Annotated in this window: 7 protein-coding genes and 2 pseudogenes; 3 read left to right on the top strand and 6 right to left on the bottom strand. The window is 42.3% G+C overall.

What is annotated here, in order from left to right; genetic code table 11:
• Positions 1-111, top strand: a pseudogene (locus FTT75_RS14915) (IS701 family transposase); the annotation flags it as partial.
• A gap of 38 nt (positions 112-149) precedes the next feature.
• On the opposite strand, the gene FTT75_RS14910 reads toward FTT75_RS14915, so the two are convergent.
• The 5 genes and pseudogenes from FTT75_RS14910 to FTT75_RS14890 all read right to left on the bottom strand — a co-directional run bounded on the left by FTT75_RS14910 (position 150) and on the right by FTT75_RS14890 (position 5560).
• The gene (locus FTT75_RS14910; protein WP_100329869.1) at positions 150-1058 is read right to left on the bottom strand and encodes a matrixin family metalloprotease; all 909 of its coding nucleotides are present in this window, start codon (positions 1056-1058) and stop codon (positions 150-152) included.
• A gap of 60 nt (positions 1059-1118) precedes the next feature.
• Positions 1119-1379, bottom strand: a pseudogene (locus tag FTT75_RS14905) (OXA-134 family carbapenem-hydrolyzing class D beta-lactamase); the annotation flags it as partial.
• A 170-nt stretch (positions 1380-1549) separates the two neighbouring features.
• Positions 1550-3493 (bottom strand): molecular chaperone DnaK, encoded by a 1944-nt coding sequence (gene dnaK, locus FTT75_RS14900; protein ID WP_074383783.1) that lies wholly within the window; start codon positions 3491-3493, stop codon positions 1550-1552.
• Positions 3494-3648: 155 nt separating this feature from the next.
• Positions 3649-4197: a nucleotide exchange factor GrpE gene (gene grpE / locus FTT75_RS14895; protein ID WP_005173545.1), complete on the bottom strand. Its 549-nt coding sequence runs from the start codon at positions 4195-4197 to the stop codon at positions 3649-3651.
• Between the two features lie 853 nt (positions 4198-5050).
• On the bottom strand, positions 5051-5560 hold the full coding sequence (locus tag FTT75_RS14890; protein WP_180186788.1) for a hypothetical protein: 510 nt from the start codon (positions 5558-5560) through the stop codon (positions 5051-5053).
• Positions 5561-5776: 216 nt separating this feature from the next.
• Between FTT75_RS14890 and FTT75_RS14885 the strand changes: the two genes are divergently transcribed.
• Positions 5777-6847 carry an alpha/beta hydrolase gene (locus tag FTT75_RS14885; RefSeq protein ID WP_100329871.1) on the top strand — a complete coding sequence of 357 codons (1071 nt, stop codon included), beginning with the start codon at positions 5777-5779 and terminating at the stop codon, positions 6845-6847.
• Between the two features lie 71 nt (positions 6848-6918).
• On the opposite strand, the gene FTT75_RS14880 is transcribed toward FTT75_RS14885, so the two are convergent.
• A complete protein-coding gene (locus FTT75_RS14880; RefSeq protein ID WP_100355786.1) occupies positions 6919-7593 on the bottom strand; it encodes an acetoacetate decarboxylase family protein in 675 nt (224 codons plus the stop codon).
• Between the two features lie 103 nt (positions 7594-7696).
• On the opposite strand from FTT75_RS14880, the gene FTT75_RS14875 reads away from it, so the two are divergent.
• Positions 7697-8269, top strand: a complete 573-nt coding sequence (locus FTT75_RS14875; RefSeq protein WP_100355787.1) for a peptidylprolyl isomerase — start codon at positions 7697-7699, stop codon at positions 8267-8269.
• Positions 8270-8741 lie beyond the last annotated feature (472 nt).

The following is an 8741-nucleotide window of genomic DNA, read 5'->3' as shown; positions in this document are numbered from 1 at the left end:
GAAAATGTATATCGTTGGCAGAAGAAATTATTTAGACCAGTTATCAAAAACTTCATTGATGACTTTATTCTCGATAAAAATCATCTGCTACCACAGAGAATCTATAAATAATAGTGCGTAAGTCCTATTAAGGAATTCAGGCTGATCACTTAACGGTGATACAGCAAAGTCTTGTCGGCAGGTCGCAACTGAAAGTGTTGCAGATTCTGTTTTCCCAGTACCGGATACATCAGCGCCTCTGGATCATCATGATGATACAGGCCCAAAGCATGCCCCAGTTCATGAGCCAGTGTCAGACGCAGATCATCTTCTGCATCAAACTGATATACATGAATCTGATGACCCATAAATACCCCTTTATGAAATTCACGGGCAGGAAAACGTTGCTGGGCCTGAATGATATTCTGTTGATGATTTTCAAGACTATGTTGATGTAGCGAAACATTCAGGTTAAAAGAACTTTGCTGTCGCTGAAGATACTCGGCTTCCCGTTTAAAATTTTCCGATTTGCGCTGTAAAGCCTGAAACTCATATTCTAATTGTTCGTGCTCATAGGCAGATAAATTTGGCTGATGCCGTCGTTGCTGTAGCTTCTGAAATTCATAATTAATCTGATCTCTTTGCTGGATCAAGCGTTGTTGTTGACTTTCCAGATGTTGATAAGATGCTTCCAGATTTTTGACCTGACGTTGATACTGGGCATCATCTGCCAGCAACTGTTTTTCGACTTTCTTTAAGGCATTATATTCCTGTTGCCGTTGATCATAGATCAGATGAATACTCAGCTGGGCATTTTCATCATAGAGCAGCAGATCATCGCGATGGGTGCCCTGATGCCAGATCTCGACGGCTTCTTTGCTCAGTTGAATCACTTGCTCTTTACTCAGCCCAAAGCCTGCATCTACCTGATCGACCTTAAAGCGTAAACGTGTGTCAAAAGGATGACTGAGCCGGTCTGCAAGCGAGTTGTAGCGCAGTTGTGGATGAGCTTTGGTCTGCATATGCATAGAGGCAGACAGGATTAACCCAACGATGACCAGACAAAATAGAAGGCGCATATTGCTATTGAGATGCTTGTTTTTAAAAAATATAGCTTAATTTTAAGGCATTTCCCATGCTTATTTGCCTTCCTGCTCAGCTTTTGGATAAAGTCCTAATTCGGCCAAGGTTTGCTGTAAAATGTCCAGGCGAATCGCCGGATCCATATGACTGTGCATCTGCATATTCAGGGAAAAGGCCACGATGTCAGCCTGTGGTGTTTCGATCCAGCCCGTGCGTCAGCCAACTTGCGCTTCCAGCTCCATACCCCGGCCGGATTTGGCATACAGTCGACAAGCGTGGCGTTCCTGTAGCAATAACATGGCTTTAACCCATTGCTGAAAGGCCGCAAAATCAGAATTTTCAGGGTTGATGGTCGTTTCATGCTGGATTTAGCTTAAACAGCTTTACTTGAACATACGATCCATTTTTAGTCATTTTACCTTCATGCTTTAAAATTTGGACATAAAAAAACCGCGCTATTGCGCGGTTTTTCAGTTAAAGCGACAAATTATTTTTTGTCATCTTTTACTTCAGTGAACTCAGCATCTACAACGCCGTCGTCCGCTTTTTGCTGTTGTTGACCAGCGTCACCACCGAATGCGTTCGGATCAAACCCTTGCGCACCGCCTTGGCCTTGAGCTGCTTCATAGGCACGCTGAGTGATCGGCATGATGATGTTTTGCAACGCTTCAGTTTTCGCTTTGATTTCTTCAACATCATTTTCTTTAGTTGATGCTTCAAGCTCAGAAACCGCAGTTTCAATTGCAGTTTTTTCGTCTGCAGTCACTTGCTCGCCCAAATCTTTCACTGCTTTTTGAGCAGAAGAAACTAACGCATCCGCTTCGTTACGTGCTTTCGCTAATTCTTCGAATTTGCGATCTTCTTCAGCATTCGCTTCAGCATCACGGATCATTGCTTCGATTTCAGCATCAGACAAACCTGAGTTTGCTTTAATCTGGATCGATTGCTCTTTACCCGTGCTCTTGTCTTTTGCAGATACTTTCAAGATACCATCAGCGTTGATATCGAAAGATACTTCAATTTGTGGCACACCACGTGGAGCCGGTGGGATATCGCCCAATTGGAAGTTACCCAACAATTTGTTTTGCTGCGCCATTTTACGTTCACCCTGGAACACAGAAATGTCTACAGCAGGCTGGTTGTCAGCAGCAGTCGAGAACACTTGAGATTTCTTCGCAGGAATCGTGGTGTTTTTCTCGATGATTGCTGTTAACACGCCACCCATGGTTTCGATACCAAGTGTCAGCGGAGTAACGTCAAGTAGAAGTACGTCAGTTTTGTCACCTGAAAGTACCGCACCTTGAATCGCAGCACCCATTGCGACTGCTTCATCAGGGTTTACGTCTTTACGTGGCTCTTTACCGAAGAATTCTTGAACCTTCTGTTGAACCATTGGCATACGTGATTGACCACCCACCAAAATCACGTCAGAGATGTCTGAAGTCGAAAGACCAGCATCTTTAAGTGCAATCTTACATGGCTCAATGGTACGCGCAACCAAGTCAGCAACTAAACCTTCAAGTTTCGCACGTGTTACGTTGATCACCAAGTGTTTAGGACCAGTCGCATCAGCAGTGATGTATGGTAGGTTAATTTCAGTTGCATTCGAAGAAGAAAGCTCGATTTTTGCTTTTTCAGCAGCTTCTTTTAAACGTTGCAGCGCAAGCGGATCTTGTTTCAAGTTGAAGTTTTGTTCTTTCTTGAACTCTTCAACCAGGAATTCGATCAATGCGTTATCGAAGTCTTCACCACCCAGGAATGTATCACCGTTAGTAGACAACACTTCGATTTGCTGGTCGCCATCAAGATCCGCAATTTCAATGATTGAAACGTCGAATGTACCACCACCCAAGTCATAAACCGCGATTTTACGGTCGCCTTCTTTCTTGTCCATACCGAACGCAAGTGCAGCAGCCGTTGGTTCGTTGATGATACGTTTTACTTCTAAACCTGCAATTTTACCTGCATCTTTAGTGGCTTGACGCTGGGCATCGTTGAAGTAAGCAGGAACGGTAATGACCGCTTCAGTTACTGTTTCACCCAGGTAATCTTCCGCTGTTTTCTTCATCTTTTTCAAGATTTCAGCAGAGATTTGCTGTGGCGCAAGTTTCTTGTCGTTGACATCAACCCAAGCATCACCGTTGTCAGCTTTGATGATTTTGTACGGTACCAGACCGATATCTTTTTGTACCGCTTGGTCTTCATAACGACGACCGATCAAACGTTTGATCGCGAACAAGGTATTTTTCGGATTCGTTACCGCTTGACGCTTTGCCGATTGACCTACCAGAATTTCGCCATCTTTATAGGCAATAATTGATGGCGTTGTACGCGCGCCTTCAGCGTTTTCGATTACTTTAACTTTGTCGCCTTCAAGTACTGCAACACATGAGTTTGTAGTACCTAAGTCAATACCAATGATTTTAGCCATTTGGATGTTTCCTCAAAAATTTTTTTATTCCCAAACTTTTCCCTTTATCAAAGGGAAATTAAAAGGGATTTACTTGTTATCCGATATGAGAGCCGTTCGATTTTTTTCAAGTAAAATTGTTGAAAAAATTTCACAAACTCCCGAATTTATTTCGCTTAAGCGCCAACCATGACCATCGCCGGACGCAACAGGCGATTATTCAGCGTGTAGCCTTTTTGCAAAACAGTGCCAATTTCATTGGCTTTGGCATTTGGATCAATCCCAACTGCCTGATGCAGATCAGCATTAAAGCCGTTACTGGTGTCTACCACCACGACTCCAAATTTCTCTAAGGTATTCAATAAAGATTTAAGTGTCAGTTCAACGCCTTCCAGCAGTGGAGTTTTCTCTTCACCTGCGGCAACAATGGCGCGCTCGAGATTGTCGACGGTTTCTAAAAGTTCTTTAGAGAACTTTTCTAAAACGGTATCTTTATGCTTTTCAGATTCACGCTGAATACGTTCCACACTTTTTTGTGCTTCGTAGACTGCATTGGCCGTACGTGCTTTTTCTAACTTTAAGTCACCTTCAAGCTGCGCAATCTGCTCTTGTAAAGACTCAACGGAAACTTCAGCCTGCTCGGTTTCAGCTTGAGTTTGCGCTGTATCTTGTTCCGCTTGCTCTTGCTCAAATTTTTGAGCTTGCTCGTTTTGCTCAGTCGCCATTGATTTACTCCGTTTAAATGGGTTCTTAAACATGTACAGTCCTCAGGCCTCAGTATTCACTGCGTTAATGCTGAACTGCCATGGTTGAAGTTCTTGATTACCTAAAGAAATCGGGGCAGGGTGTAAAAATTCAAGCGTCAGTCAAGATTAAATTTAAGATTTATACAAAATTCTGAATAAAACAGCGAGCAGATGGCAGGCTTTTACCGCGATATAGGCGGAGATAAATTGAAGTAAATGATCAAGGAGTCATCTGATCATTGTTGTATACGTCGCTGAATAGACAGTCTGGGCTTTAAAATAAAACATGAATTATTTGAAAATAAATATAAAAAATTGATAATCGTATTTTTGAATAAATTTAATAATTTTAATCTGTTTTAAATATTGGTAAAAAAATTGCATGATACTGACATAGACAGCGACCTTGTTCAGAGGAGAGAGCCGAACTCGGTTGCTGTTGCCTTATTTCAAGTTACTTTTTTCAAGCTGAGTTCCCCCAAGACTCGGCTTTTTTTTGCCTGATTATTTATTAGACATAAAAGCGATTAATATCTAAGCAATAAAGTATTTCTCAATAGATGAACTTTTGATTAATATTTATTCCAGATTCTATCGCTGTAGTTTCTTCTTATTTTGAAATGTGTTTTCGTGGCTTATCTTTTTCTCTAAGATAGGCCTTTTTTTTTGCTAAAATTGAGCATTCTTGCTTTGATCAAGATAAAAATGATGGCTTGGCGGCTTAGTCCGGCCTTCATGCAAAAATACTGCTTTTATCCAATCAGCTTGAGATAAAATTTTCCATTAAAAAAGCCTGCTACAGGCTTTTTTAACAAAGAGTGAAATCAAAGTATTAATCACGGCGATCGCGTGGACGCTGTTGTTGCTGTTGACGTCGATTATCGCTCCAGCGTGGGTTAGATGAACGGTTTTGCTGGGCTTTTCTGGCACGTTGATCGGTGATCCCTTTACGATCCTGCTCCAGGCGGCGTTTATTACGTTCTGTTTCAGCCTGTTTTTGCCGTTGGCTCATCATGTTTTTACGCTGCTGTTCCTGGCGTTGTCGTTCCAGCTGGCTTTTACGTCGGTCCTGTTCTAACTGTCTTTTACGGTCCTGTTCCCAGTTACGACGCTGCACTTCCTGTTTACGTCGATCCAGTTCAATACGTTTACGTTGCTGTTCATATTCCCAGCGTTGCCGATCATAACGACGCTGTTGCTCATAACGACGATCCTGTTCATAGCGGCGATCAGAACGCTGATCATAACGGCCATCGTAGTAGCCACCATCTTCAGGGAAAGCAACACAGCCTACAGCCAAAAATGCAGTCGCCAGAGACAGAGCTATAATTTTGCCAGCCATAGGCATTCTCCCAACTTGAAATAAAAAATATACTGAAGCTCGCAAAACTACGTCAAAAATACCATTTAAACGGTCAATGACATCTTTTATAAATCAGGTTAACGTATTGGATAAAACTATATGTACTTAGATATTAAGACTTATATAAGAATATGGTCACTGAAACGCTAATCGTGTAGAAACTATGAAGAATTAAGAGAATAAGGACTAAAAATAATGACTGTGAATCATCCAGTACTGAAAAGTGTCATGGAGAAAGGGCAAGGCACAGCAGCGCGTATGCTGGATCGCTTACCTGGTATTGCACAAGACGCATTGGTTAAGGCTTTGGACTATCCTCATCACTATCCTGATTTAGACCCCATGGTCAAATGCCTGATGGCGATTCAGCTTAAACAGGGGCATGGCAGCTTTCTGAGTGAAGATGTCGCACAGGCACGGGTGGCGTTTGATGCGCGCATGAAAACAATTCAGGCCAGACCGACTGCTGTGAAAATGGTAGAAGAGCTGCGTCTGCCTTTGCAAAGTGGCAGCATCTTTGCCCGGCATTATCATCCAGCTCCACAAAAGAAGTTGCCGATGGTGATTTTTTATCATGGCGGTGCATTTATGGTGGGCGGTCTGGACAGCCATGATGAATTCTGTCGCTTGCTGGCAGTACATGCCAAAGTACAGGTGTTAAGCGTGGCTTATCCGCTGACGCCAGAATTTAGCCCCTTGCAGATGGTACAGGTTTGTGAAGATGCCCTGGCGTGGGCACATCAGCATAGCAAGCAGCTAAAAGTCTATAAAAACCGGATTGCCTTGGCAGGGGACAGTGCCGGCGGAAATCTGGCTACTGTTGTAGCTCAGCGCAGTGTAGGTAAATCTTATGCCGCACGAGCGCAGCTTTTGCTTTATCCGGCGGTCGACTTTAAAAGTCGCCATCCATCTTTTTATGCCTATAAAGATGGACTGGTACTTTCAGAGCAGGATATTGATCTGGTGACCTTCATGTATGCCCAGACCCATCAGATTGAATTAGATGATCCACTGATTTCACCGACCTATGGTGAATTGCAAAACTTGCCGCCGAGCTATGTGATTACCGCACGTCATGATGTCCTGCATGATGAAGGTTCAATCTATGCGCATAAACTACGTCAGAATGGTGTGAGTGTTCATTATCATGAATATACCGACCAGGCACATGGTTTTATCAACCTGACGCCGATCTCCCGCCGTGCCAAAAAATATGTGATTGAGATCAGCAAAAATTTCCGCAAATTCTGGGACAAAAATAGTTAAATCCAAGGCGTGAATGCAAAAAGGTGTTTCTCATGAAACACCTTTTTTTATAGATAGGTTTTTATCAATTCTTATACTTTGCTGCTGATCTGCGCTTCAGGAAAGATCAGATTGAATTTGGGAACATAAAAGCTTTGCAGCAATTTGGCTTTGGAAAAGTCTGGAAATATATTGTCGATATCTTGCCATTCTACTTGCGAGAGTTTGGAGAGATGACCACGGAACTGTGGACTAAACTGAAAACGCTGACCTTTCCAGGCTTGCTGAATCTTCAGCATAGATGCTGGAATATGATGACTATTAATGTAGAACTGGCGTGCAGATTTGGTTTTCTTCAGCCGAATTGTCATATGCTGGTTTTGATGCTGAATCTGACACAGCACTTCCTGATCCTTTTCCTGCCATTCAAATTGCGCATGTTCTTTGGGAATGCCCCATAAATGCTGACCGTGTACCACAGACTCATGGGTAGACACATAAATTTTAGGAATCGAGCTGAGGTGCCGTTTACTAATTAAAGGATGATCCAGAATCAGTAACTCATCATAAGGGCCAATCGGCGAAGAATGATAACGCACCAATAAGACTTGGACCATCCGCCCCAGCGGAGATGGTGCGATCCGGAACTGTTTCGCTTGCTCAATAAAGCTGGGGGTCAGCCAATAATTCAGAATAAAACCTTCACCCTGCAAACGCCAAGGTGGAAACTGGTGGATATTTTGCTCCTGTAATAATGCATGCTTCATTCTTATTCTCTTGTCTTTAGTCGGCAGATCACTGCATTATGAGTTATAAAAGATTAATATATAGTCATTCACAACCATTACTTCTAAGTAGATGAGTTAATAAATGTTAAAGAAATCATTATGTGTGATCGCACTTGCTGCGCTCAGTCTACCAAGCTTTGCTGCAAATACGATTATTGAGATGAAGACTTCATCAGGAAATATTGAAATTGAACTCTTCAATGACAAAGCGCCAATCTCGGCAAAGAACTTTGAAAGCTATGTAAAGAGTAACTTCTATAAGGACACGATCTTTCACCGCGTCATTCCAGGCTTTATGGTGCAGGGCGGTGGCTTTGATGTGAACATGCAGGAAAAAGCCAATACCAAAGCACCCATTAAAAACGAATCATCGAATGGTCTGCAAAATAAACGCGGTACTTTAGCCATGGCGCGTACCAATCAGCCGGATTCTGCCCGAGCACAATTCTTTGTGAACCTGGTTGATAATGATTTCCTGGATCGTTCTGCCAGAAATGCCGGCTATGCGGTCTTTGGTAAGGTCACTAAAGGTATGGATATCGTCGATCAGATTGCTAAAGTACCGACCCGAAACTATGGAATGCATCAAAATGTGCCGGTGAACCCTGTAAAAATCACCAGTGTGACGATTAAAGCACCAGTCGTGAAAAACTAGGTACAGAATAAAACAGAAATATTTAATTTATATTTCTGTTTTAAAAATATGTACTTATGTAATGAATTGTATGGAATTGAACCAATTTGGTGCATAAAAATAAAACACTCGTGATTCCTGTGCGTTAAAAGCGCTTGCACGTGTAAGAAATTGCCCTATAATGAGCACATACCGACGAGATAGACGGAAACGAACGAAGCAGATTGCTGAGTTGTTGAGTATATCGAAGTCCAGCTTCTGGCACTGACGAGGTGTTAGAAAGATCATTAAGAGCTTATGAAGAACAACTTGTGTGGATTTTTACTGGTTGATCGATCGAAATTATTTTCATTGATTGATGGTAAGAATGACTCGAAGTTTATTTGAGAAATATTTGTCAGAAAATTGATGAGCCAAGATTGGTGTCCTTTAGGCACTACTGATTTTAAACTGAAGAGTTTGATCATGGCTCAGATTGAACGCTGGCGGCAGG

It is taken from the genome of Acinetobacter sp. YH01008 (genome assembly GCF_013420435.1).
Lineage (GTDB): Bacteria > Pseudomonadota > Gammaproteobacteria > Pseudomonadales > Moraxellaceae > Acinetobacter > Acinetobacter pseudolwoffii.
This window is presented reverse-complemented; position numbering and strand designations above follow the sequence as displayed.